The 23,366-nt window shown below is 71.3% G+C and carries 15 protein-coding genes; 11 read left to right on the top strand and 4 right to left on the bottom strand.

What is annotated here, in order from left to right:
• Positions 1–155: 155 nt before the first annotated feature.
• From ABZS58_RS22610 to fabG, 7 genes are all read left to right on the top strand, one after another.
• The gene (locus ABZS58_RS22610) at positions 156–665 is read left to right on the top strand and encodes a hypothetical protein (RefSeq protein WP_354784419.1); all 510 of its coding nucleotides are present in this window, start codon (positions 156–158) and stop codon (positions 663–665) included.
• Positions 662–3,655 carry an EAL domain-containing protein gene (locus ABZS58_RS22615; protein ID WP_354784421.1) on the top strand — a complete coding sequence of 998 codons (2,994 nt, stop codon included), beginning with the start codon at positions 662–664 and terminating at the stop codon, positions 3,653–3,655. Before ABZS58_RS22610 ends, ABZS58_RS22615 begins: the two co-directional genes overlap by 4 nt.
• Positions 3,656–3,752: 97 nt before the next feature.
• On the top strand, positions 3,753–5,012 hold the full coding sequence (locus ABZS58_RS22620) for a pyridoxal phosphate-dependent aminotransferase family protein (protein ID WP_354784423.1): 1,260 nt from the start codon (positions 3,753–3,755) through the stop codon (positions 5,010–5,012).
• Positions 5,012–6,274: an MFS transporter gene (locus ABZS58_RS22625; protein ID WP_354784425.1), complete on the top strand. Its 1,263-nt coding sequence runs from the start codon at positions 5,012–5,014 to the stop codon at positions 6,272–6,274. Before ABZS58_RS22620 ends, ABZS58_RS22625 begins: the two co-directional genes overlap by 1 nt.
• Positions 6,275–6,359: 85 nt before the next feature.
• Positions 6,360–6,758, top strand: coding sequence for a nuclear transport factor 2 family protein (locus ABZS58_RS22630; protein ID WP_354784427.1), 399 nt, complete (start codon positions 6,360–6,362; stop codon positions 6,756–6,758).
• Positions 6,759–6,776: 18 nt separating this feature from the next.
• Entirely contained in the window at positions 6,777–7,937 is a 1,161-nt protein-coding gene (locus ABZS58_RS22635; protein ID WP_354784428.1) for a thiolase family protein, read from the top strand.
• 2 nt (positions 7,938–7,939) lie between these two features.
• On the top strand, positions 7,940–8,671 hold the full coding sequence (gene fabG / locus ABZS58_RS22640) for a 3-oxoacyl-ACP reductase FabG (RefSeq protein WP_354784430.1): 732 nt from the start codon (positions 7,940–7,942) through the stop codon (positions 8,669–8,671).
• Positions 8,672–9,310: 639 nt separating this feature from the next.
• Here the strand turns inward: fabG and ABZS58_RS22645 are convergent.
• On the bottom strand, positions 9,311–9,922 hold the full coding sequence (locus ABZS58_RS22645; RefSeq protein WP_354784432.1) for a DNA starvation/stationary phase protection protein: 612 nt from the start codon (positions 9,920–9,922) through the stop codon (positions 9,311–9,313).
• Positions 9,923–10,013: 91 nt separating this feature from the next.
• Between ABZS58_RS22645 and ABZS58_RS22650 the strand changes: the two genes are divergently transcribed.
• Entirely contained in the window at positions 10,014–10,883 is an 870-nt protein-coding gene (locus ABZS58_RS22650; RefSeq protein ID WP_354784434.1) for a hypothetical protein, read from the top strand.
• A gap of 6 nt (positions 10,884–10,889) precedes the next feature.
• Here ABZS58_RS22650 and ABZS58_RS22655 read toward each other — a convergent pair whose 3' ends face one another.
• A complete protein-coding gene (locus ABZS58_RS22655) occupies positions 10,890–13,253 on the bottom strand; it encodes a tetratricopeptide repeat protein (protein ID WP_354784436.1) in 2,364 nt (787 codons plus the stop codon).
• 189 nt (positions 13,254–13,442) lie between these two features.
• Between ABZS58_RS22655 and ABZS58_RS22660 the strand changes: the two genes are divergently transcribed.
• Positions 13,443–14,723 carry an adenosylmethionine--8-amino-7-oxononanoate transaminase gene (locus ABZS58_RS22660; RefSeq protein WP_354784438.1) on the top strand — a complete coding sequence of 427 codons (1,281 nt, stop codon included), beginning with the start codon at positions 13,443–13,445 and terminating at the stop codon, positions 14,721–14,723.
• 1 nt (position 14,724) lies between these two features.
• Here ABZS58_RS22660 and ABZS58_RS22665 read toward each other — a convergent pair whose 3' ends face one another.
• Complete coding sequence (locus ABZS58_RS22665) at positions 14,725–16,092, bottom strand: glycosyl hydrolase family 18 protein (protein ID WP_354784440.1); 1,368 nt, start codon at positions 16,090–16,092, stop codon at positions 14,725–14,727.
• A 289-nt stretch (positions 16,093–16,381) separates the two neighbouring features.
• Between ABZS58_RS22665 and ABZS58_RS22670 the strand changes: the two genes are divergently transcribed.
• Both ABZS58_RS22670 and ABZS58_RS22675 read left to right on the top strand, forming a co-directional pair.
• Positions 16,382–19,027: a ricin-type beta-trefoil lectin domain protein gene (locus ABZS58_RS22670; RefSeq protein ID WP_354784442.1), complete on the top strand. Its 2,646-nt coding sequence runs from the start codon at positions 16,382–16,384 to the stop codon at positions 19,025–19,027.
• A 260-nt stretch (positions 19,028–19,287) separates the two neighbouring features.
• On the top strand, positions 19,288–22,566 hold the full coding sequence (locus ABZS58_RS22675) for a GH92 family glycosyl hydrolase (protein WP_354784444.1): 3,279 nt from the start codon (positions 19,288–19,290) through the stop codon (positions 22,564–22,566).
• Positions 22,567–22,625: 59 nt separating this feature from the next.
• Here the strand turns inward: ABZS58_RS22675 and ABZS58_RS22680 are convergent, their stop codons facing one another.
• Positions 22,626–23,309 carry a sporulation protein gene (locus ABZS58_RS22680; protein WP_354784446.1) on the bottom strand — a complete coding sequence of 228 codons (684 nt, stop codon included), beginning with the start codon at positions 23,307–23,309 and terminating at the stop codon, positions 22,626–22,628.
• Positions 23,310–23,366: the final 57 nt, after the last annotated feature.

Raw genomic sequence — 23,366 nt, forward strand, 5'->3', positions numbered from 1 at the left:
AACTCGTCGATGACGCCGGTGCAGTAGCCGCTCGGCGGCCGGTCCGGCAGACCGGCGAGCCCGGCCCCATGACGGGAACACTGCTCCTGCCGGGTTGCCGTTCAAGGCGGCGAACAGGTTCAGTGCGGTGATCGGCTGCCGATGAGCACAAGGTCGTGCCGGAGCTGCTCAGGATCGTCGTGCGGGGCATTGCCGCCGCCACGCCGGCCTGCGCCGGCACCCTGCCGGCCGCCACGCTCGCGCCGCCGGTGTCCGGCTGGGACAGCCAGGTCGTGCCGACCGGCTCGATGCGGCCCGGGATCGCCCCGGGCGACCTGGTGGTGCCCGACCCGGTGGCGAACCTGCGCGGCCTGGCCCGGCTGCGGGTGCCGAAGGTGGGACTGCCTGCGCTGTGGTCGCGCGAGGGCCGCCTGGTGCCGGTCCTCGCGGTGCTCGTGGCGCTGATCGCCCTCGGCCGGCTCGCGAAGGCCGGCGCCCGGCGTTCCCGGCATCAGCGCGGCAGCCGGAAGGGCAGCGGCGTCGGCCGTTCGGGCGAACCGCCCGGCAACACAGCCGACCCGACCCGCACCCCGGTATTTGTTCAGACCTTCCCCCGCCGACCGATCTGGTCATGCGCGGGGAGAAGCGAACGACGGCGAGCGGGATGGAGGCGGGCGACTTGGTGACACGCCAGCTCAGCACCTGGTTCGCGGCCTGGATGGCGCTGCTCACCGTGGCGTTCTACCTGTGGCCGGGCCAGCACATGCTCTGGTGGGGTGCGATCGGCGTGTCCAGCACCGCCGGCGTGCTCGTCGGGGTGCTCGTGCACCGCCCGCGCAAGCGCTGGCCGTGGTTCCTGCTGGCCGCGGGCCTGTTCGCGTTCGGCTTCGGCGACTTCCTCTACAACCTGCTCACCGACGTGTTCGGGATGGCGAACCCGTTCCCGTCGTTCTCCGACGTGCTGTACCTGGCGATGTACCCCCTCGTCGCCGGCGGCCTGCTCGGCTTCATCCGGTCCCGGACCGGGCGGCACGACCGCGACAGCCTGCTCGACGCGACCACGCTCACCATCGGGCTGGCGCTGCTGTCCTGGATCTTCCTGATCGACCCGTACGTGCGCAGCACCGAGCTGACGCTCGTGCAGAAGCTGGTGTCCGTCGCGTATCCCCTCGGTGACGTGCTCACCCTCGCGGTGTTCGCGCGGCTGATCACCGGTGGCGGCCGCCGCAGCCCGTCGATCGTGATCCTGGGCCTCGGCACCGCCGGGCTGCTCGTCGCCGACGTCGCGTACGGCCTCATCCAGCTCAACGGCGACTGGCGCGTCGGCGGCCCCACCGACCTCGGCTGGGTGCTCTGCTACGCCGGTTGGGCCGCGGCCGCCCTGCACCCGTCGATGGTCGAGCTCACGGAGCCCGCCAGGTCCCAGGCGTCCGACGTCGGGGTGCGCCGCATCGCGCTGCTCGGCGCGGCCTCGCTGATCGCGCCCGGCGTGCTGCTGGTCGAGGCGAGCCTCGGCACGGTCCGCGACGCGGCCGTCATCGCCGTCATGTCCGGCGTCATGTTCGTGCTGGTGCTCGCCCGCCTCGCCGGCGTGATGGGCAACCACCGCCAGTCCATGGCCCGCGAGCGGGAGCTCCGCGAGGCGACCACCACGCTGGTGTCGGCCGCCGACACCGCCGAGACCCTCGCCGCGGTGCGGCACGCGGTCGACCGGCTGCTGCCGGACGGCGTCGTGCACACCGTCACGCTGGTGCGCGCCGAGCGGGCCGACGAGCCGGGCCTGGTCCGCGTGTCGGGGCTCGACCCCGACGTGCGGGAGCTCCTGCGCGCGTACAGCTCGGCGCTGCGCCACCCGATGGGCGTCGAGGGCGACATGCTGTACGTCGGCGCGCCGACCGAGGCGCTCCAGGCGCTGCAGACCACGTTCGAGGTGCTCGCCTCCCAGGCCGCGATGGCCCTGGAGCGCATGACGCTGACCGCCGAGGTCAACCGGCGCAACAGCGAGGCCTACTTCCGGACCCTGATCCACAACACGTCCGACGTGATCCTCATCGTCGACGAGCACAACGTCATCCAGTACGCGAGCCCGTCGGCGGGCACCGTGTTCGGCGACGAGCGGCTCGCCGGCTTCGAGCTGTGGGAGTTCGTGGCCGCCGACGAGCGGTCCCGCCTCGCGGAGCTGCTCTCCCAGGTCCGCGGCGGGCTGCACGCGCACAACCAGATCGACCTGCGCGCCGAGCGCGTCGACGGCCAGGGCCTGATGGTCGAGGTCGACTGCCGGGACCTGCGCGACGACCAGACGGTCGGTGGGCTGGTGCTCACCGTGCGGGACGTGACGGAGCGCCGGCAGCTGGAGGAGCAGCTGATCCGCCAGGCGTTCCACGACGCGCTGACAGGTCTGGCGAACCGGGTGCTGTTCCAGGACCGGGTCGAGCAGTCCGTGGCCCGCGCGGAGCGGGACCAGGGGCTGGTCGGGGTGCTCTTCATCGACCTCGACGATTTCAAGATCGTCAACGACACGCTCGGCCACGCCGTCGGCGACGCGCTGCTGGTCGCGGTCGGCGAGCGGATCACCGCGGCGCTGCGGGCCACCGACACGGTCGCCCGGCTCGGCGGCGACGAGTTCGCCGCGCTGATCGAGGCCGACTCGATGACCGACCTGGAGTTCGCGGCGGAGCGGATCGTCCTCGCGCTCGCCGAGTCGTTCGAGATCGCCGGGCAGGACGTCAACGGCATCTGCAGCGTCGGGCTGTCCACGACCGTCGACGCCAGCTCCGCCGAGGAGCTCATGCGCCAGGCCGACCTCGCCCTGTACGTGGCGAAGGGCGCCGGCAAGGGCCAGTGGCGGCGCTACCAGTCGGACCTGCACACGGCCGTGCTCGAACGCCTGGAGCTGCGCGCCGCGCTCGACCAGGCGGTCAAGGAGCAGCAGTTCGTGCTGCAGTACCAGCCCATCGTGGACCTGGACACCGGCGCACCGCTGGGCTTCGAGGCGCTCGTGCGGTGGAACCACCCGACCAGGGGCATGATCGCGCCCGGCCACTTCATCGAGGTGGCCGAGGAGAGCGGCCTGATCGTGCCGATGGGGCGGATGGTGCTGCAACAGGCGCTCAACACCGTCGGGCGCTGGCAGCGCTCCACGGCGCCGGGCGCGCTGCGGTACATCAGCGTCAACGTCTCCGTCCGGCAGTTCCGCACCCCGGGCTTCGTCGAGGAGGTCCGGCAGCTGCTGCGGGCCTCCGGCGTGGGGCCCGGCACGCTGCTGCTGGAGATCACCGAGAGCCTGCTGCTGCGCAACGACGAACAGGTCAGAGCGGACTTCGACGCGCTCCGGGCGATGGGCGTCCGGCTCGCGATCGACGACTTCGGCACCGGTTACTCGTCACTGTCGTACCTGCAGCACATGCCGATCGACGTGCTCAAGATCGACAAGTCGTTCATCGACGACATGCTGGAGTCCAAGCAGCAGCGGGCGGTCGTCACCGCCATCGTCACCCTCGCCGAGACGCTCGACCTGGCGGTCGTCGCCGAGGGCGTCGAGGAGGCCGCGCAGGCGGTCGCCCTGCGCGAGATGGGCTGCCCGTACGGCCAGGGCTACCTGTTCGCGAAGCCGCTGTCCGAGCCGGACGCCTTCGCCCTGATCCCCAAAGCGGCGCCCTTCGCCGCGATGGCGTAGGTCACCCAACCGGACCGCACCCGGGACGGACCCACCGCGGCTCCGAGCGGCCATTGCAATGGATTGCACCACCCTTCCACGAAAGGCAGGACGAAGCATGACCGTCAGCCCGCTGCACAGCACTGAGGCCAGCTACATCCGCCGTGACGGGCGCTGGGCCGACCTGGAGCGCCTGCGCACGAGCAGCCCGATGTACGACGCCACGATCGAGGAGATCGCCGGCCGCCGGATCCGGGTCGGCCAGCACTGGCTGTCGGACTTCGCTTCGTGCAACTACCTCGGCTTCGACCTGGAGCCGGAGATCATGGACGCGGTCGACCCGTACATCCGCACCTGGGGCACCCACCCCAGCTGGTCGCGGCTGCTGGGCAACCCGAAGCCCTACGTCGAGATCGAGGAGCGCCTCACCGAGCTGCTCGGCGCGCCCGACACGCTGCTGCTGCCGACCATCACCCACATCCACATGTCGGTGATCCCGATCCTCGCCGGCCAGGGCATGATCTTCCTGGACTCGCAGTCACACAAGACGATCTACGACGGCTGCATGTACGCCAAGGGCCTCGGCGCCACCGTCACCCGCTTCCGCGCCAACGACCCGGAGCACCTCGAGGAGCTGCTCAAGGCCGCGCCGGCCGGGGTCACCAGGCTGGTCGCGATGGACGGCGTCAACTCGATGACCGGCCTCGCCCCGGACCTGGCCCGCTTCGCGCAGGTCTGCCGCGAGAACGACGCGCTGCTCTACGTCGACGAGGCGCACGGCTTCGGCGTCATCGGCGAGCGCACCCCGGACGAGACCTCGCCCTACGGCTCCCGCGGCAACGCGATCGTCAAGTACGCCGGCGAGACCTACGACAACATCGTGCTGGTCGGCGGCTTCTCCAAGTCGTACTCGTCGCTGATGGCGTTCCTGGCGCTGCCGACGTGGCTGAAGAACCACCTCAAGGTCGCCGCCCCGCCGTACCTGTACTCGGGCCCGTCGCCGACGGCGTCGCTCGCCACGGTCATGGCCGGCCTCGACGTCAACGAGAAGCGCGGCGACGAGATCCGCGCCGACCTGTACCGCAAGACGATGAAGGTGCTCGACCACGTCCGCGACCTCGGCCTGTACACGCCGAACACCGGCACCACGCCGATCATCGAGCTGCCCCTCGCGGAGGGCCAGGACATCCAGCGGATCGGGCAGTTCCTTTGGGACCGGGGCATCTACGTCACCCTGGCCGCCTACCCGCTGGTCCCCCGTGACCAGGTCGGCTTCCGCGTGCAGGTGACCGCCGCCAACACCGACGAGGAGCTCGACCAGCTCAACGTCGTGCTCACCGAGCTGGCGGGTCGGCAGCAGCTGCGAAACGCCGCCTGATGTCCAAGCACCGTGCTCCCAGGGAGCTGCCCGGGCTGCTCGTCCCCCTCCGCGAGCGGGAGTTCCGCCTGCTGTGGACGGGGATGAGCAGCTCGCTGATCGGCGACGGCATCCTGCTCGTCGCGCTGGCCTGGCAGGTGTACGCGCTGTCCGGCGCGCCCGCGGCGATGTCCGTCGTCGGGTTCGCCCTCTCGCTGCCCCAGGTCGCCACGCTGCTGTTCGGCGGGGTGATCAGCGACCGGTTCGACCGGCGGAAGATCATGCTGTGCACCGACCTGGTGCGGGGCGCGGTGCTCACCGTCCTGACCGTGCTCAGCCTGACCGGCGTCGTCCAGGTCTGGCACATCGTCGCCCTCGTGGCGGTCTACGGGGCCGCCTCCGGCTTCTTCGGCCCGGCGTTCGACTCGATCGTGCCGCAGCTCGTGCCGGCGAAGGACCTGGTCCAGGCGAACGCCCTGGACCAGTTCGTCCGGCCGGCGGCGCTGCAGATGGCCGGACCCTCGATCGGCGGCATCCTGATCGCGATCGGGGGTAGCGGACTGGCGTTCGCGCTGGACGCGGCCACGTTCGCGATCTCCGCCACCTGCCTGTGGCTGATGCGGCCGGTGGCGAGCGTGCAGGACGACGAGGAGGCCGGCTCGGTCTGGGAGGAGTTCAGGGAGGGGATGAACTACGTGCGCCGCAACGTGTGGCTGTGGGGCACCTTCCTCGCCGCGACCTTCGCCTACCTGCTCTTCATCGGCCCGACCGAGGTCCTGCTGCCGTTCGTGGTGAAGAACGAGCTGCACGGCACCGCGGGCGACCTCGGCCTGGTCCTCGCCAGCGGCGGCATCGGGGCTATCGCGGCCGCGCTGATCGTCGGCCAGCGTGGTGTACCGAAGAAGTACATGCCCTTCATCTACGTCACCTGGACCCTGGCCACCCTCGCCGTGGCGGGCTACGGAATGGCGACCGCCTCCTGGCACCTCGCCATCGCGTGCGCCCTGGTCAACGGCCTGGAGGCGGCCGGCACCATCGCCTGGGCGACGGCGAAGCAGAAGCTCGTGCCGGAGGAGATGCTCGGCCGGGTGTCCAGCGTCGACTGGTTCATCTCGATCTCCCTGGTGCCGCTGTCCTACGCGCTGGCCGCCCCGGTCGCCTCGGCCATCGGCGTGCAGAACACCCTGGTCGGCGCGGGTGTCCTCGGCGCGATCGTGACCTTCGCCTTCCTCTTCCTGCCGGGCATGCGCTCGCCCCGGCAACTGGTGGTGAGCACCTCATGAGTGATCCGGAGCGAAGCGGAGAGACCACTCATCATGTGTGCAGGTTCGGCTCAGGCCGGCGCCGGAGCGCAGCGGAGGCGACGGCATGAGTGACCCCATCGAGATGGTCGACCGGTTGGGGATGGCGTTCCTTTCGCAGGATGTCGCGGGCGTACTGGCCTGCTTCGTCCCCGACGACGACATCACCTACGTGGGCAGCGAGGCCGGCGAGTCGGCCACCGGGCGCACCGAGGTCGAGAAGCTCCTCGAGAGCCTCTTCGCCCGGGCGGAGTCCTACAGCTGGCAGGCGACCGCCGCGACCGTGCACACCGTGCCGGGCGGGGCGTTCGTCCTCGCCGAGGCCGACGGCGAGGAGCACCTCCCGGACGGGTCGGTCAACCCGTTCCCCTACCGCGTGACGGGCCTGATGTCCCGCCGCGCATCGGGCATCTGGCTGTGGCGCGCCGTCCAGGGCGCCGAGCCGACCGTCGCCTCCCCAGACTAACAGTGTTAGTTTAAGGCCATGCGTGCCGTCTACTTCGCCACCGCGCGGCGGACCCCCATCGGGAAGCTGCGCGGCGGCCTCAGCCATGTCCGCCCCGACGACCTCGCCGCCACCGTGATCCGGACCCTGGTCGAAGGCATCGACCCCGCCCGCGTCGACGAGGTCTACTGGGGCGCGGCCAACCAGGCCGGCGAGGACAACCGCAACGTCGCCCGGATGGCCGTCCTGCTGGCCGGGCTGCCCGGCTCGGTGCCGGGCGCGACCGTCAACCGGCTCTGCGCGTCGGGCATGGAGGCGGTCACCGTCGCCGCCCGCACCATCGCCGCCGGGGAGGCCGACGTCGTGGTCGCCGGCGGGTCCGAATCGATGAGCCGGGCGCCGTTCGTGCTCCCCCGCCCCGACGACGCCCTGCCCAACGCGATGGCCATCGCCGACACCCGTCTCGGCTGGCGCCTGGTCAACCCGCTCATGAAGGACCTGCACGGGCTGCTGTCGATGGGTGACACCGCCGAGGAGGTCGCCGCCCGCTACGGCGTCTCCCGCGACCGGCAGGACGCGTTCGCGCTGCGCAGCCACCAGCTCGCCGCGCTCGCCCGGGACGCCGGAGACTTCGCCGAAGAGATCATCCCCGTCGAGGGCGTCGACGCCGACGAGAGCATCCGGGCCGACACCAGCCTCGCCAAGCTCGGCAACCTCAAGCCGGTCTTCAGGTCGGGCGGCACCGTCACCGCCGGCAACTCCTCCCCGCTCAACGACGGCGCCGCCGGCCTGCTCCTGGTCAGCGAGGACGCGCTGCGCGACCTCGGGCTGGAGCCGCTCGGCCGCTACGTCGCCGGCGCCTCCGCGGGCGTGCACCCCGACGTGATGGGCATCGGCCCGGTCCCCGCCACCGGCCGGGTCCTAGCCCGCAGCGGCTGGAAGCTCGGCGACGTGCAGTCCGCGGAGCTCAACGAGGCCTTCGCCGCGCAGGCGCTCGCCGTCACCGACCAGCTCGGCCTCGACCCTTCGCTGGTCAATCCGTCGGGCGGCGCGATCGCGCTCGGCCACCCCCTGGGCTGCTCCGGTGCCCGCATCCTGACCACCCTGCTGCACCGCATGCGCCGCACCGGCGCCACCCGCGGCCTCGCCACCATGTGCGTCGGCGTCGGGCAGGGTTCCGCCGTCCTCGTGGAAAGGTGATCATGTCCAGATTCGCCGGGAAGACCGCCGTCGTGACCGGGGCCGCCCAGGGCATCGGCCTGGCCACCGCCCGCCTGCTCGCCGCGCAGGGCGCGACCGTGGCGCTGCTCGACCTCGACGCGTCCCGGGTCCCGGACGGGGTCGGCACCGCGTACTCCTGCGACGTCACCGACCAGGCCGCCGTCGACCGGACGTTCGACCGGGTCGTGCAGGACCACGGCTCGCTCGGCATCCTCGTCAACAACGCCGGCATCACCCGCGACAACCTGCTGTTCAAGATGCCCGCGCAGGAGTGGGAGTCGGTCCTCACCACCAACCTGACCAGCATGTTCCTGTGCTGCCAGGCCGCGCAACGGCACATGGTGCCGGCCCGCTCCGGCCGCATCGTCAACCTCAGCAGCCGCTCCGCGCTGGGCGCCCGCGGCCAGGTCAACTACGCCGCGGCGAAGGCCGGCGTCCAGGGCCTCACCGCGACCCTGGCGATCGAGCTCGGCCCCTTCGGCATCACCGTCAACGCCGTCGCACCCGGGTACATCGCCACCGCGATGACCGCCGCCACGGCCACCCGCGTCGGCAGCACCCCGGAGGACCACCAGCAGGAGGTCGCCGCGCGCACCCCGCTGCGCCGGGTCGGGCAGCCGGAGGAGGTCGCCGCCGTCATCGCCTTCCTGGCCAGCGACGAGGCCTCCTACGTCTCCGGCCAGACCCTCTACGTCAACGGCGGCGCCCGCTAGCTGTTTCCCGCCGGTCGCCTTCGGCGATGGCTCGCTGCCCCACGCTCCGCGCGGGTCCCGCCGGGGGATTCTCACCCCGGACCCCCAATGCGCCGCTCCGCGACGCACTGCCAGCGCGCGGAGCGCGCGGCAGCTTCACACGCGTGCGCATGGCATCGCGGGGGTTGCCGTCTGCGTCGGTGGTGTACGAGTGCCCCCACCGCGCTCCGAAACCGTCATGCGGTCGAGCCCGCCCAGGCCGAAGATCACCGTCCAAACCGTGGTACTCCCCGGTCCACCCATCGACGACGGCCTATTTCCCATGATCCGGAAGACTTCATGTCGTCATAGCAGCACAAACTCTTCCGGATCATCCAGAACCCCACCAGCGCCCGGTCGCCCAGCCGAGGGGGTTCGCATGGGCGGGTTCCATCTGCGGGGGGTCGGACTACCGTTCCGGTTCGGAGAAACCGGTAGAACCGGACGCTTTTCCGGGCGAGCCGCCTACTTGACGACCACGTCGGGCTCGGCCACGTCGGACGGTCTCCTGGCGTCGCCCTCGCGTGACAGGGGCCGGCCGCGACCGTGTGGGTGGTCCCCAGGTCGACGCCCGGCTGCGGGTCGGACTGCCCGGCACGCCGGCAGGACACCCCCTTGCCGTCAACGTCTGGTCTTGGTGGCTTCCTCCGTCCGGACGAGCGGGGTGTCGACCAGGTGCTCGGCCAGGAACCACGCCTGCAGTTCCCCGGTGCGGATCACCTCGGAGACCAGCAGGTCGTTGGTGCCGTCGTCGCCCGTCGCGGCCGTCTTCGCCGCGGCGTCGTGCGCCTCGGTCAGGATCATCTCGTGGGCTTCCAGCAGGCGGGACAGCATCGCCGGCACCTCCTCGGCACCGTCCGGCGGCCGCGGGACCCGGGTGAGCTCCGCGACGTGCCGGGGGTCGCCGACGGCGATCCCGCCCATGGTCTGCACCCGCTCGGCGATCGCGTCGACGAGCTCCAACTGCTCCCCGGCGTGCTTGTCGAGCAGCAGGTGCAGCTGGTAGAAGGTCGGCCCGCGCATCAGCCAGTGGTGCTTCTTGTACAAGGCGTACAGGATCTGGGTGTCGGCGAGCACCTGATTGAGCCGCTCGCAGGAGTACATCCTGGCGTCCACGGACAGCGCGAGCGGGAACTGCCGCACGGTCCCGAACCGCTGGATCTCCCGCCCCTGCTGGTGCAGCCATGGCTGGCTGCTGCCTTTCCGTTTCGCCGCTGTCGTCGTGCTCTTCACTGGTGGCATGGTGGCGCACTGCCCACCGTCACGGGGGGCGAACCTCACCCGGGGGCGGAACCGGAGGGTGGCCCGCCGCGTCAGACCGGGTATGACTCAGCTGCGCGCGCTCGCCGCCACCCTGGCCCTCCCCCTGGCGCTGCTGGCCGGTTGCGGCGACGGACAGTCCGGCGGGTCGTCCGGCGGCGGTGTGTCGTATGCCCCCGACGACCTCGTCCTGCGTGTCGACGTGGCCGGTGGGCTGGTCCCGGTCGCGATGACCGTCACCGAGGTCCCGGCGCTCAGCGTGTACGGCGACGGCCGCGTCGTCACCAACGGGCCCATGATCGAGATCTTCCCCGGTCCCGCCCTGCCGAACGTCCAGGTGCAGCAGATCAGCACCGCGGACGTGGCGAAGCTCGTCGACCGGGCCGTCGACGCCGGCGTCGGCAAGCAGACCGACTTCGGCATGCCCAACGTCGCCGACGCGCCCACCACCCACATCATGGTCCGCACCGGCGCCGGCGAGCTGGTCAGCGACATCCCGGCGCTCGGCATCGGCGAGGACGAGCTGTCCGGGGCGCACCGCGCAGCCCGCCAGCACATGCAGCGGCTCGTCGAGGCGCTCACCGACCTGCCGGCGACGCTCGGCAGGGCAGCGGTGTCCGAGTCGAAGCCCTTCCCCTCGGCCGGGATCGCGGCGGTGGCCGCCCCGTGGACCGAGATGGGCGGCGACCAGGGCGTCGAGCCGCAGCAGCCGGTGGACTGGCCCGGCCCGGCGCTGCCCGGCGAGGCGTATGCCGACCGACCCGGCGTGCACTGTGTCAGCGCCACCGGCGAGCAGGCGGCGTTGATCCTCGCCGCCGCCGGCAAGGCCAACAGCCGCACCCCGTGGCGCTCCGCCGGGTCGTCGTGGCAGGTCACGTTCCGCCCGTTCCTGCCGGACGAGGCCACCTGCGCCGACCTCGCCGACCGCAGCTGACACGGGTCATCCGAGGCGGCGCCGGACCTGCTCCGCGTCGGGGTGGCCGAGGTCCTCGAGGATCGCGAGGGCGGCGAGCCAGCAGGTCCGCGCCTCCGCCTCGGCGCCCGCCGCCCGGTGCAGGTCGCCGAGGTGCGTGTGGGTCTCCGACTCGCCGTACCGGTCGCCGATCTCCCACCAGAGTTCGAGCGCCTGCCGGTAGCACTCGGCGGCGGGCTCGTGCTCGCCGAGCTGGTGGTGGATGAAGCCGATGCTGTCCCAGCTGTACGCCTCGCCGGTCCGGTCCCCGATCCGCTGCTGCAGCTCCAGGGCCTGATGGCAGTGGTCGAGGGCCTCGCGGTGCTCGCCGGACGCGGCGTAGGACCAGCCGAGGTTCGCCAGCGCCGCGCCCTGCCCGGCCTGGTCGCCGGTGGCGCGGAGCAGGTCGAGCGAGCGCCGCAGGTGCTCGATCGCGTCCCGGGGGCGCGCCTGCCGGTCGGCGATGAAGCCGAGGTTGCCGTGCACGCGGGCCCGGCCGGCGTCGTCGCCGATCCGCCCGTAGCGGTCCAGCGCCAGCTCCAGGTGGGCGGTGGCGGCGTCGTAGTCGCGCATCCGGATGCAGGCCCGGCCGAGCTGGTGTGCGCTGACCGCCTCACCCGACGCGTCGCCGGCCCGCTGCGCGGACTCGAGCGCGATGCGCTGCACGGCGAGCAGGTCCGGCCAGTGCCCGCGCCGGTCGAGGTGGTCGACGAGCGTCCAGGCGAGCCGCCACGCGTGCGTGTCGTGCCCCGTCGCCGCCGCCTCCCGCACGGCGGCGAGCAGCGTGTGGTGCTCCACGGCGAACCAGGTGAGCGCCTGCGCCTCGGTGCGCGGGGCGTCCTGCCCGGGGACCCCGGGCAGCGGCGTGCGATGCGGGTCGAGCAGCAGAGCCGCGGTGTGCGCGGTGCGCAGGTAGTGCTCCAGGACCCGCACCGTCGCCGCGTCCCGGTCGGCCGGTCCGTCGAACGCGCCGGACAGTTCGGCCGCGTACGCGCGGAGCAGGTCGTGCGCGGCGAACCGGCCCGGCGCGTGCTCGGTCAGCAGGCTCGCATGGGTCAGCTCGGCGAGGGCCCGCCACGCGTCGCCCGGATCCGGCAGGAGCGCGGCCGCGGCGGCCCGGCTGACGTCGGGTCCCGGCGCGCGGGCGAGCAGCCGGAAGAGGGTCGCCGCCGGTGCGCTCAGCCGCTGGTACGACCAGTCGAACACCGACCGCACGTCGGCCTCCCGCAGCATCGCGGGCCGGCCCCGCTCGGCGCGCAGCTCCCCCGCGAGCACGTCGAGCGGCAGGTCCGGATGCGCGGCGGCGCGGGCGGCCACGATCACCAGCGCGAGGGGCAGCCGGGCGCAGGCCTCGACGATCGCTTCGACGGCGGCGGGTCCGGCCTCGACCCGGGCCGGACCGATCCGGGTGGAGAGCAACCGCCTGGCCTCCCCGGCGGTGAGCAGGTCGAGCGGCACGGGCACCGCGCCGCCGGTGGCGACGAGGCCGGCGAGCTGGTTGCGGCTGGTGACGAGCGCGAGGCTGCCGGAGCCGCCGGGCAGCAGCGGCCGGACGTGCTCGGCGTGGGCGGCGTTGTCGAGCACGACGAGGACCCTGCGGCCGGTCAGGAGGCTGCGGTACAGCCCGATCCTGGCGTCCAGCCCGGCCGGGACCTGGTCGGGTGCGACGCCGAGCGCGGTGAGGAACGCCCGGAGGGTCTCGTCGGCGGTCACCTCGGCGACCGGTCCGAAGCCGCGCAGGTTCACGTACAGCTGGCCGTCGGGGAAGCGCTCGGTGACCCGGTGCGCCCAGTGCACCGCCAATGCGGTCTTGCCGACTCCGGCGGTGCCGATGACGACGACGGTGCCGGCGTCGACGGCCGCGTCGAGCCGGGCGATCGCCGCGTCCCGCCCGGTGAAGACACCCGGCGCGGCGGGCAGCTGCCGCGGCACGGACGGGTCACGCTCGCCTGCCTGCTCGACGGCCGTCCCGCCGGCCTGCTCGGCGGTCTTCTCGGCGGCCTGCTCGACGGCACTGCCCTGTTCTTCGGCGTTGCCCTGCTCGTCGGCTCTGCCCTGCTCCTCGACGCGGTCGCGGGCGTCGGCGAGCGCGCCGAGCTCCTCAGGCGCCGCGTCGAGCAGCTGGACGAGCACGTCGAAGCGGTCCGCCGGTGGGAGGATCTTGCCGGTCAGGTAGCCGCCGATGCTGCCGTGGGACCAGCCGGTGCGGGCCGCGAGCTCCCGGTAGGTCTGCGGCGGGTCGCCGCGCCGCCTGGCCTGCCGGCGGCGCAGGTGCCGCAGCAGCCCGGCGAGGTCCTCGACGCTGCCGACCTTCGAGGCGGTGGCCAGGACCGCCGTGCTCTCGCTGTCCATGACGGACCTCGCGCTGCGATCAGCGCTTCGCCAGTGGACCGGTACTCAGCGACCTGGCACTGGTGATGCGTAACGGTAAGAGCGACACCGTGGCTCCTTGTGGGATCAGCGGGTGGAGGCCGCAGGATACCAACCGGACTCCAGTCATTCAGCGAGGTCGCTGCGTACTCCCCGGATAGGGTCGGGGGCATGCGCGTCGAAGAGCTGGTGGCGTTGGACCGGGCCCATGTCTGGCACCCGTACGGGCCGATGCCCGGCCGGAGCGTCCCGCTCGTCGCGACCTCCGCGGAGGGCGTGCGGATCCGCCTGGCGGAGCCCTTCGAGGGCCACGACGAGCTCGTCGACGGCATGGCCTCGTGGTGGTCGGCGATCCACGGATACCGACACCCGGTCCTCGACGCGGCCGCCGCGGACCAGCTCGGCCGGATGAGCCACGTGATGTTCGGCGGGTTCACCCACGAGCCCGCGGTGTCGCTCGCGGCGCGGCTCGTCGAGCTGACCCCCGAGCCGCTGCGGCACGTGTTCTTCAGCGACTCCGGGTCGGTGTCGGTGGAGGTCGCGGTCAAGATGTGCCTGCAGTACCAGCGTTCCCTGGGCCGCCCGGCGAAGCGCCGCCTGTTGACCTGGCGCGGGGGGTACCACGGCGACACGTTCCATCCGATGTCGGTCTGCGACCCCGAGGGCGGGATGCACAGCCTGTGGACCGGGGTGCTGCCGGCGCAGGTGTTCGCCCCGGAGCCGCCGGCCGCGTTCGACCCGGCCTACGCGGCGGCGCTGACCGCGCTCATCCACGAGCACGCGCACGAGCTCGCGGCGGTCATCGTCGAGCCGGTCGTGCAGGGCGCCGGCGGGATGCGGTTCCACGCGCCGGAATACCTGCGGGTGCTGCGCGAGGCGACCCGCGACGCGGACGTGCTGCTCGTCTTCGACGAGATCGCCACCGGGTTCGGCCGCACGGGTGCCCTGTTCGCCGCCGATCACGCCGGCGTCAGCCCCGACGTGATGTGCCTGGGCAAGGCGCTCACCGGCGGCTATCTGTCCCTGGCCGCGACGCTGTGCACCGCCGAGGTCGCCGACGGCATCTCCCAGGGTACGGTGCCGGTTCTGGCGCACGGCCCCACGTTCATGGCCAACCCCTTGGCCTGCGCGGTCGCCGGGGCGTCGGTCGACCTGCTCCTCGCGGGCGACTGGCAGGGCGACGTCAAGAGGATCGAGACCGTCCTGGCCGCGGATCTGCAGGAGGCCCGCGATGTCGCGGGGGTCGCCGATGTACGGGTCCTCGGCGGGATCGGGGTCGTGCAGCTCGACCACGAGGTCGACATGGAAAAAGCGACGCGGGCGGCCGCAGCGCACGGGGTGTGGCTGCGGCCGTTCCGGGATCTGATCTACACGATGCCGCCGTACGTGACGACGGCTCCGGATCTGTCGCGTATCGCGGCGGCCGTGGTGGCCGCCGCGCACGCTGGTTGAGCTACCGGCCCTGCAGGCCCTTCACGTTGTCGCCGAAGGACCAGCCCTTCGAGCCGTCCCAGTTGATCGACCAGGTCATCAGGCCCTTGAGCGACGTGTTGTACGCCTGCGACACCAGCGACGTGCTCATGTAGCCGCCGCCCGCGCCGACCTGGGCGGGCAGACCCGGGACCTGCTTGTCGTAGGGCACCCGGATGGTGACGCCCTGGATGGTCAGGCCGCTGTTGAGGCAGTTCGTCTGCACCTGGAAGCCCTGCACGGTGCCGGCGGAGTAGGAGTCGCCCGCGCAGCCGTACATGCTGCCGTTGTAGTACTGCATGTTCAGCCACCACAGCCGGCCGTTGTCGACGTACTTCTTGATGATCGGCAGGTAGGAGCCCCAGATCGAGCCGTAGGTGACGCTGCCACCGGTAACGTACGCCGTCTCCGGCGCCATCGTCAGGCCGAAGTTCGACGGCATCTGCGCGAGCACGCCGTCGATGATCCGGATGAGGTTCGACTGCGACGCCGACAGCGTGTTGATGTTGCCGCTGCCGGTCAGGCCGGTCTCGATGTCGATGTCGATGCCGTCGAAGTTGTACGTCTTGAGGATCGGCACGATCGTCGCGACGAACCGGTCGGCGACGGTGCTGGAGCTCAGGTCGATGCCCGCGGCCGCGCCGCCGATCGACATGAGGATCGTCGCGCCGGCCGCCTTCGCCGCGCACATCTCGGCGGGCGTGGCCACCTTGACCCCGGCGTCCATGCCGTTCTCCCACAGCACGGTGCCGTCGGAGCGGATCACCGGGAACGCGGCGTTGATCACGTTGTACCCGTGCTGCTTGATGCGCGCGTCGGTGATCGGGATCCAGCCGAGGCCGGGGTGCACGCCGTTGGAGGCGCCGTCCCAGTTCTCCCAGTATCCCTGCAGGACCTTGCCGGCGGGGCGGGACTTCACCGCGCAGGTGCTGCCGCCCGGCGACGTGGAGGTGGACGGGCTGTTGCTCGGGGTCCGGCTCGGGGTCGGGCTGGTGCTCGGGGTCCGGCTGGGCGTCGGGCTGGTGCTCGGCGTCCGCGACGGCGTCGGGCTGGTCGTCCCCCCGGTGCAGGCACCGAGGTCCGTCCACAGCGACGGGGTCGCCGCGGGGTTCCAGCCGGCGCCGACGTAGGCGGTATGGGTCACGAGGGCCTGATACAGCTTGCCGCCGTAGGTGACCTGGGTCCCGGCGGTATAGGTGTTGCCCTCGGCCCAGGCGGGCGCCGAGCACGTGACCGCGGCGGCGGCGTTGCTGGCGGCCTCGGCCTGCGTGACCGTTGCCATGACCAGACCCGCCACGAGCGTCACCGCCGCACCGGCAATCAGGGCAAATGTTCGACGTTGCGCTCTCATGGGCGAGCCCTCCACATCGATGGTTCGATGGGCAGGGAGCGTATCAGTTAAGTTTCTTTCACAAAAGAAGTACCTCTATGTGCGCAGGTCGTAGCGTTGCGGCGTTAACCCTTCTTTAAGAAACGTCATTCGGGCCGGCCGCCAGGACCGGCGAGCGCACCGTAGTTTTGTGTCCACTTCTTGAGCGGTTCTGTTGATTTTCGTGTGACATCGTTAGCATGCGCATCAACACTCGCCGATACCTGTCCGCCAACCAGGTTCGGTCTCCGTCCGCCATAGGAGAACCCTCATGTCCGCATCGCATCACCGGCGGAGGCTGCTCACCGCGGCCCTCGCCGCGCTGCTCGGTCTCGGGACGGCGGTGTCCGCCGCACCGCCCGCCGTGGCCGCGCCGGCTCAGCCGTCGCCGCTGACCACCCCGTGGACGAGCCAGGCGCTCGCCGGCCAGCCCCTGCCGGAGTACCCACGGCCGCAGATGACCCGTCCCGACTGGCTCAACCTCAACGGTGAGTGGCAGCTGCGCCAGTCGACGACCAACGACAACCCCGTCTTCGGCCAGACCTTGCCGGAGCGGGTCAACGTCCCCTTCCCCGTGGAGTCGGCGCTCTCCGGGATCAAGCGGGCCGCGAACGACAACCGCATGTACCTGTTCTACCGCCGCACGTTCACGGTGCCGGCCGGCTGGGCCGGGCGGCGCGTCCAGCTGCACTTCGGCGCGGTGGACTACCAGGCCACCGTGTGGGTCAACGGCGTGCAGGTCGGCGGCCACACCGGCGGCTACGACCGCTTCGAGTTCGACATCACGCCGCAGCTCAACGGCGGCACCAACGAGCTGATCGTGCGCGCCTACGACCCCACCGACACCCCGGGGCTCAACATCGCCCGGGGCAAGCAGGTGCGCAACCCGGGCGGCATCATGTACACGCCGTCGTCGGGCATCTGGCAGACCGTCTGGATGGAGCCGACCCCGACGTCGTCGATCTTCAGCGCGGACCTGTACCCCAACCTCGCGAACAACACGTTGCGGATCCGGGTCTTCACCAGAGGCGACGTCACCGGCCACTCCGTCTACGCCGAGGCCCTCGACGGCACGACCGTGGTCGGCACCGCGACCGGCGGCTTCACCGAGTTCACCGTCCCGGTGCCCAACGCGCGCCGCTGGTCGCCGGACGATCCCTTCCTGTACAACCTGCGGCTCTCGCTGCGCAACGGCTCCGGCGCGACCGTGGACTCCACGATGCACTACTTCGGCATGCGTGAGGTCGGCAAGGCCGTGGTCAACGGCAGGCTCGTGCCGACGCTCAACGGGCAGTTCGTGCTCCAGACCGGCGTGCTCGACCAGGGCTTCTGGCCCGACGGGCTCTACACCGCGCCGACCGACGCGGCCCTCGCCGGCGACCTGCAGAAGATCAAGGACCTGGGCTTCAACATGGTCCGCAAGCACATCAAGGTCGAGCCGCAGCGCTGGTTCTACCACGCGGACCGGCTGGGCCTGCTGGTGTGGCAGGACATGCCGAGCATGGGCGAGGCGCCCGGCACCGCCGCGCAGCACGCGCAATGGGAGACCGAGGTCGGGCAGATCGTCGACGAGCACCGCTCCTCACCGGCCGTCATCGTGTACGTGCCGTTCAACGAGGGCTGGGGCGAGTGGAACCTCGCCGACACGACCCGGGTCGTCAACAACGTCAAGAACCAGGACCCGACCCGGCTGGTCAACCCGCACAGCGGCTACAACTGCTGCAACTCCAAGGGCGACCCCGGCAACGGCGACATCCAGGACTGGCACTGGTACGTCGGCCCGAACTCGCCCACCCCGACGGCCACCCGCACCGCGGTCCTCGGCGAGTACGGCGGCCTCGGCGTGCGCTCCCCGGGCCACGAGTACAGCCCGAACGGCGGCTACTTCATCTACGAGGCGCACCCGGACGGCACGTCGGCGACCGACCGGTACGTGAGCATCCAGCAGCAGGCGCTCGGCCTCATCTACACCCGCGGCCTCGCGGGGATGGTCTACACGCAGCCCTTCGACGTCGAGGGCGAGGTCAACGGCTTCTGGACCTACGACCGGCAGGTCCTGAAGTTCGACCAGACGAAGGTCCGCAACGCCAACCAGCAGCTCATCGCCGCCTCCAAGCGGCTCAACACGGCGGGCCCGCCGCCCGGGCGCAACGTCACCGGCCCCGGCGGCAAGTGCGTCGACGTCGCCTCCGACGACACGGGTGGCAACGGCGCGGCCGTGCAGCTGTGGGACTGCCAGCTCAACGCCGTCGACCAGCGCTGGTCGTGGGACGGCCAGGCGCTGCGCACCCTCGGCCGCTGCCTGGACGCCACCGGCAACGGCACCGCCAACGGCACGCTGCTGCAGCTGTGGGACTGCAACGGCGGCGGCGCCCAGCAGTGGGTCCCGCAGGGCAACGGCTCGCTGCGCAACCCGCAGTCCGGCCGGTGCGCCGACTCCCCCAGCGGCTCCACCGCCAACGGCGCCCGGCTCCAGCTGTGGGACTGCAACGGCAGCGGCGCGCAGGTCTTCCGCCTCGGCGGCGGCTCGCCCGGCGCGACCTTCGTCAACGGCCCGGCGGGCCAGTGCGTCGACGTCGCCGCCGACGACACCGGAGGCAACGGCGCGGCCGTGCAGCTGTGGGGCTGCCAGCCCTTCGCCGTCGACCAGCACTGGACCTGGGACGGCACGGCGCTGCGCACGCTGAACCGGTGCCTGGACGCCACCGGCAACGGCACCGCCAACGGCACGCTGCTCGAGCTGTGGGACTGCAACGGCGGCGGCGCCCAGCAGTTCGTCCCGCAGCCGGACGGCTCGCTGCGCAACCCGCAGTCGGGCCGCTGCGTGGACTCCCCGAACGGCTCGGTGAGCAACGGCGCCCGCCTCCAGCTCTGGGACTGCAACGGCAGCGCCGCCCAGGTGTTCCTCAAGCAGTAGCGGCACGACGGGCGGGGGCGGCGGCGGACCGCTGCCCCCGCTCACTGCATTTGTCAAGAGTTGACAAAACTCGATATCGGCGCGAATCTCCGTAAGAACGCTTCCGCCCCCGCCCCACCTGAAGAAGGCGCCGCCCCGCCAGGCGCGCGCGTGCCACCGCCCGGCATCGACGGCTGGTGATGGCTTGCGTGCTGACAACGTTGACCACGGTCTGCACCGGCGGCGCGAGACAACCCTCACCGAAACGGCAGGTTGCCGCAATGACCATCCGCCACCCCCGCAGAAGACGGTCCAGCACCCCCAGGCGACGCACCTGGTTCGCGGCGGTCGCCCTCGCCGCCGGGCTGATCAGCGCCGCCGTCACCACGGAACCCGCCGTGGCCGCCCCCGGCGACTTCATCACCGGCTTCGAGGCCGGCGACCCGCAGCCCACCTGGACCAACAGCGTCGAGAACAGCAACGGCATCGGCGGCTACTGCTGCGCGCTGACCGGCATGGAGAGCATCCCGGGCACCGGGACGGCCCACACCGGGACGACCGCCCTGCTGTACTCCGGCAACGACCTGAGCGCGACGACGTCCTTCTCGTACAACCGGGTCTTCGACGTCGACATCCCGGTCGGTGCGGCCAGCACGCTGTCCTACTGGGTGTACCCCCAGTCCGGCGGGCACCTCGACGTCGCGGTCGACCTGGTGTTCACCGACGGCACCAACCTCCGCGACTCCGGCGCGGTGGACCAGTACGGCGTGCGGGTCCACCCGACGTTCCAGGGCAACGGCTCGACCCTCGGCTTCGACCGCTGGAACTTCGTCACGTCGAACATCGGCGCGGTCAGGGCCGGCAAGACGATCGACCGGATCATGGTCGCCTACGACCAGCCGCTGAACACGGGCCTGTTCCGCGGCTGGTTCGACGACATCCAGATCAGCGCCGACGGCGGCACGGCCGGCCGGCTGTCGGACTACGTCGACACGCGGCGCGGCTCCAACTCGAGCTTCAGCTACTCGCGCGGCAACACGTTCCCCGGCGCGACGGTCCCGAACGGCTTCAACTTCTGGACGCCGGTGACCAACGGCAACAACGACAGCTGGCTGTACGAGTACAACGCCACCACCGTGCAGGGCTTCGCGATCAGCCACGAGCCGAGCCCGTGGATCGGCGACTACGCGCAGCTGCAGGTCATGCCGATGACCGGGGCGGTGAAGTCGACGCCGGACTCCCGCAGGTCGACCTTCAGCCACAGCAACGAGGTCGCGAAGGCGCACTACTACAAGACGCGGCTCGACACGTACGGCATCACGGCGGAGATCGCGCCGACCGACCACGCCGGCGTCATGCGCTTCACCTTCCCCTCCGCGGCGGAGTCGGTGATCCTGTTCGACACCGTCGACAGCGCGAGCGGCTCGCTGACGGTCAACAACGCCAACCGGACGATCCAGGGCTCGATCAACCACCGCGGTCAGACGATGTACGTCTCGGCGACCACCGACAAGGCGATCGCGGCGTCCGGCAACATCACCGGCCAGGGCGCGACCAGCTGGGTCCGCTTCGCCACCGCCGCCAACGAGCAGGTGACCCTGAAGATCGGCACCTCGTTCATGAGCGTCGCGCAGGCCACCGCCAACCTCAACCAGGAGGTCGGCGGCAAGAGCTTCGACACGGTGCGCGAGGAGACCGCGACCCTGTGGGACTCGACGCTCGGCAAGGTCCGTATCGAGGGCGCCACCGCCGACAACCAGACCACGTTCTACTCGAACATGTACCGCTCGTTCATGTACCCGAACAACCGCTCCGAGATCGTCGGCGGGGTCCGCAAGTACCACAGCCCCTACGACAACACGGTGCACGACGGCCAGATGTACGTGAACAACGGCTTCTGGGACACGTCGCGTGCGGTGTGGCCGCTGTACACGCTGCTCGCGCCGACGAAGACCGGTGAGATGCTCGACGGCATCGTCAACGCGTACAAGAACTTCGGCTGGACGCCACGCTGGACCGGTCCGGGCTCGATCGACATCATGGTCGGCACCAACCAGGACCTGGCGTTCGCCGACGCGTACGTCAAGGGCGTCCGCAACTTCGACTACCAGGCGGCGTACGCCTCGATGGTGAAGAACGCGAGCACGTACTCCGGCGCCGGCAACAAGGGCCGCAAGGGGATCCAGACGTCGGTCTTCAAGGGGTACGTGGCGACCGACGTGCTCGGCGAGTCGGCGGCCTGGACCCTGGAGGACGCGACGAACAACTTCGGCATCGCGCAGATGGGGCAGGCGCTCGGCTACACCGAGGACGCGGCGTACTTCCGCAACCAGGCCCTGGACTACACCAACCTGTTCTCGTCGTCCGTCGGGTTCTTCCGCGGCAAGCAGAGCAACGGCGCGTGGCGCACCACCGACGCGAACTTCAAGCCGCAGGAGTGGGGCTGCGAGTTCACCGAGGGCGCGCCGTGGCACTACGCGACCGCGGCGCCGCAGGACCCGAACGGCATGGCCAACCTCTACGGCGGCAAGGCCCAGCTCTCGGCGAAGATCGACTCGGTGCTCGCCGCGTCGCGGGACTTCCTGCCCGGCTGCTACGGCGGGACGATCCACGAGATGTCCGAGGCGTACGACACGAACATGGGTCAGTACGCGCACTCCAACGAGCCGATCCACCACATGCTCTACATGTACAACTACGCCGGCACGCCGGCCAAGACGCAGAACCAGGTCCGCAAGGTGCTGACCACGCTGTACAACTCCGGCGCCGGCACGGGCAACGGCTACCTCGGCGACGAGGACAACGGTGAGATGTCCGCCTGGTACGTCTTCTCCGCGGCGGGCTTCTACCCGGCCCGGATGGGCTCGACCGACTACACCATCGGCGCGCCGCTGCACCCGAAGACGACGCTGACCCTGGAGAACGGGCGCACGTTCGTCGTCAACGCGCCCGGTGTCAGCGACACCAACCGCTACATCCAGAGCGCCACGCTCAACGGCGTGACCTACACGAAGAACTACCTGACGCACGCGGACCTCACCGCGGGCGGCACCCTGAGCTTCGTGATGGGCCCGAACCCGTCGGCGTGGGGCACCGGGGCCTCGGACATCCCGGGGTCGATGACGTCCGGCACCGCCGCGCCGGCGCAGCTCAAGGACAAGGCGACCGGCAGCACCGTCACCGCCACCGCCGAGAACGGCACGGCCGAGGGCCGGGCCATGCTCGTCGACGACACCTCGATGACGAAGTGGCTCGCGTTCGCGAACACGGCCACGATCACCTGCCAGCTCACCGCGTCGGCGACGGTCAAGCAGTACACGCTGACCTCCGCCGACGACGTGCCCGGCCGCGACCCGAAGAACTGGGTCCTGCAGGGCAGCAACGACGGCACCACCTGGACGACGGTCGACACCCGCACCAACATCGACTTCGTCGACCGGCGGCAGACCAGGGCGTTCGTGATCAGCAACGGGACCTCGTACTCGCGGTACCGGCTGCAGGTCACGGCCAACCACGGCGCCGCCGAAACCCAGCTGGCGGAGCTCGAACTCCTGGCGTAAGCACGGCCTACGGTTCAAAAGGGCGGTCACCGGGTTCCGGTGGCCGCCCTTCCGGCTTCTCAGCGGCGGGCGGGCAGTGGGCGGAGGAGGTCTTCGAGCAGTGCGGGGACGTCGAGCGCGTCGTCGTCGTGGCGCACCGCGAACCTGCGCCGCTCACCCGGGCCGTCGTCGGCCCCGGCGGGGTCGAGCAGGACGTCGACACCGACCGGGTTGGCGACGAACGTCAGCCGCAGCCGGTCGGGCGCGTGCGGGCCGGTGCCGTCGAACCACTGCAGAAACGGGTCGCTCTGGCGGACGCCCGGCACCGTGCCCTGACGCACCTCGCAGCGCGGGAACGTCCAGCCCAGCCGCCGCAGCCCGTCCAGCACCCGCCACTGCCCGGCCGTCGGGTGCACCGTCACCGGTGTCACGCCGACGTCGAGGAGCTCACCCGCGACGGTGACCGTGGTCCGCAGCCGCACCGACACGGCGGGCAGCGGCTCGCCCGCGAAGTGCGTGAACGGCGTCTCCCACGGCAGCGGCTGCTCGAACGGGATCGCCCTGCTCCGGCCCGCCGCCAGCGTGAACCCGGCAGACACCTGGCACCGCAGGAAGTCGGCCTCGACGCCGCTGACCACGGTCATGAGCGTCACCGTGACCCCGTCGACGGCGACGTCGTCCCGGGCGCCGCTCAGATGGACCTGGCCCGCGGCCATCGTCCCCGGCCGCACCCCGCGCTCGTCGAGCATCGCCGATCCGAACATTCCGACGCTCCTCGCACGTACGTCACAGCAGGAGCCGACACTAACACGTGACACTGT

The organism is Dactylosporangium sp. NPDC005555, from assembly GCF_040605635.1.
GTDB lineage: Bacteria > Actinomycetota > Actinomycetes > Mycobacteriales > Micromonosporaceae > Dactylosporangium.

Excerpts from the sequence above, each read along its gene's own strand:
- fabG (WP_354784430.1), top strand. The coding sequence starts at position 7,940 with ATGTCCAGATTCGCCGGGAAGACCGCCGTCGTGACCGGGGCCGCCCAG.
- ABZS58_RS22635 (WP_354784428.1), top strand. The coding sequence starts at position 6,777 with ATGCGTGCCGTCTACTTCGCCACCGCGCGGCGGACCCCCATCGGGAAG.
- ABZS58_RS22660 (WP_354784438.1), top strand. The coding sequence starts at position 13,443 with ATGCGCGTCGAAGAGCTGGTGGCGTTGGACCGGGCCCATGTCTGGCAC.
- ABZS58_RS22675 (WP_354784444.1), top strand. The coding sequence starts at position 19,288 with ATGACCATCCGCCACCCCCGCAGAAGACGGTCCAGCACCCCCAGGCGA.
- ABZS58_RS22630 (WP_354784427.1), top strand. The coding sequence starts at position 6,360 with ATGAGTGACCCCATCGAGATGGTCGACCGGTTGGGGATGGCGTTCCTT.
- ABZS58_RS22680 (WP_354784446.1), bottom strand. The coding sequence starts at position 23,309 with ATGTTCGGATCGGCGATGCTCGACGAGCGCGGGGTGCGGCCGGGGACG.
- ABZS58_RS22620 (WP_354784423.1), top strand. The coding sequence starts at position 3,753 with ATGACCGTCAGCCCGCTGCACAGCACTGAGGCCAGCTACATCCGCCGT.
- ABZS58_RS22650 (WP_354784434.1), top strand. The coding sequence starts at position 10,014 with ATGACTCAGCTGCGCGCGCTCGCCGCCACCCTGGCCCTCCCCCTGGCG.
- ABZS58_RS22655 (WP_354784436.1), bottom strand. The coding sequence starts at position 13,253 with ATGGACAGCGAGAGCACGGCGGTCCTGGCCACCGCCTCGAAGGTCGGC.
- ABZS58_RS22625 (WP_354784425.1), top strand. The coding sequence starts at position 5,012 with ATGTCCAAGCACCGTGCTCCCAGGGAGCTGCCCGGGCTGCTCGTCCCC.
- ABZS58_RS22670 (WP_354784442.1), top strand. The coding sequence starts at position 16,382 with ATGTCCGCATCGCATCACCGGCGGAGGCTGCTCACCGCGGCCCTCGCC.
- ABZS58_RS22665 (WP_354784440.1), bottom strand. The coding sequence starts at position 16,092 with ATGAGAGCGCAACGTCGAACATTTGCCCTGATTGCCGGTGCGGCGGTG.